The organism is Micromonospora maritima, from assembly GCF_902825405.1.
Taxonomy (GTDB): domain Bacteria; phylum Actinomycetota; class Actinomycetes; order Mycobacteriales; family Micromonosporaceae; genus Micromonospora; species Micromonospora maritima.
Map to the genome: position 1 here is coordinate 1 of NZ_CADEAU010000788.1, position 1,694 is coordinate 1,694.

Genomic DNA, 1,694 nt, shown 5'->3' on the forward strand with positions numbered 1-1,694 from the left:
GTCCTCCGCGCTCGGCGACCACCTGGTGGCCAACCCGGGGCAGTGGGCCGTGCTGGCCACCGAGCCGGACGGTCTCGCCCCGACCGCCGACGGGCGGCTCGACCTGGGCGTGGCGGCCCGGCTGACCACCGTCACCGGCGCGGTCCCGCTGCTGCGGCAGGCCTACCGGCTGGCGTTGCTGCGGATCGCGGCGGCCGACCTGACCGGCGGGCGTGGCCTGGAGCAGACCATGGCCGCGCTCTCCGGGCTGGCCGACGCCACCCTGGCCGCCGCCTACGACATCGCCGTCGACGAACTGCCCGAGGGCACCCCCCGGCCCCGGCTGGCGGTGGTGGCGATGGGCAAGTGCGGGGGCGACGAACTCAACTACGTCTCCGACGTCGACGTCATCTTCGTCGCCGCCGCCGACGACGACCTGCCCGCCGCCACCCAGGTCGCCACCCGCCTGATCCACGTCTGCGGGCTGGTCGCCTGGCCGGTCGATGCGGCGCTGCGCCCCGAGGGCAACCGGGGCCCGCTGGTCCGCACGCTCGCCAGCCACCTGGCCTACTACAAGCGCTGGGCCCGCACCTGGGAGTTCCAGGCGCTGCTCAAGGCCCGCCCGGCGGCCGGCGACCTGGACCTGGCCCGGGAGTGGATCGAGGCGCTCGCCCCGCTGGTCTGGACCGCCGCCGAGCGGCCGGAGGCGGTCGAGGACGTCCGGTCCATGCGCCGCAAGATCCTCGACAACGTGCCGCCGAAGGAGCTGGAACGCGAGATCAAGCGCGGTCCGGGCGGGCTGCGCGACATCGAGTTCGCCGTCCAGCTGCTCCAGCTCGTGCACGGCCGCGGCGACGAGTCGCTGCGGGTGCCCGGCACCGTCCCGGCGCTGCGGGCCCTGGTCGCCGGCGGCTACGTCGGCCGTGCCGACGGCGAGGCGCTGCTGCGCGGCTACCGCTTCCTGCGCGCCGTCGAGCACCGGCTCCAGCTCCAGGGCCTGCGCCGCACCCACACCGTGCCGACCGAACCGGCCGCGCTGCGCTGGCTCGCCGCCGCGCTCGGCTACGCGGCCACGCCGGGCCGCAGCGCCGTCGAGGAGTTCCGCGCCGAGTGGGTCACCCACGCCGCCGAGGTACGCCGGCTGCACGCCAAGCTGCTCTACCGGCCGCTGCTGGAGTCGGTGGCCCGGGTACCGGCCGAAGGGCTGCGGCTCACCCCGCAGGCCGCCCGCCACCGGCTGGAGGTGCTCGGCTTCGCCGACCCGGGCGGGGCGCTGCGGCACCTCCAGGCGCTCACCGGCGGGGTCAGCCGCACCGCCGCCATCCAGCGCACGCTGCTGCCGGTGCTGCTGGACGAGTTCGCCGACGCCCCGGAACCGGACCGAGGGCTGCTCAACTACCGGCAGGTCTCCGACAAGCTCGGCAGCACCCCCTGGTACCTGCGCCTGCTGCGCGACTCCGGCCCGGTGGCGCGCCGGCTGGCCCGGGTGCTCTCCTCCTCCCGCTACGCCGCCGACCTGCTGGCCCGCGAGCCGGAGGCGCTGCGCCTGCTGGCCGAGGACACCGAACTGACCCCGCGCCCCCGCGACACCCTGGTCGAGGGCTTCACCGCCGCGGCGGCCCGGCACGACGACTCGGTCGAGGCCACCCGGGCGGTCCGCGCGTTGCGCCGCCGCGAGCTGGTCCGGATCGCCGCCGCCGACGTGCTCAGCCGGG

General features: G+C 76.9%; 1 protein-coding gene. It reads left to right on the forward strand.

The annotated features are described in order from the left end of the window. A partial coding sequence (locus tag HUW36_RS32280; RefSeq protein ID WP_174531513.1) for a bifunctional [glutamine synthetase] adenylyltransferase/[glutamine synthetase]-adenylyl-L-tyrosine phosphorylase occupies window positions 1–1,694 on the forward strand: 1,694 nt, incomplete at both ends.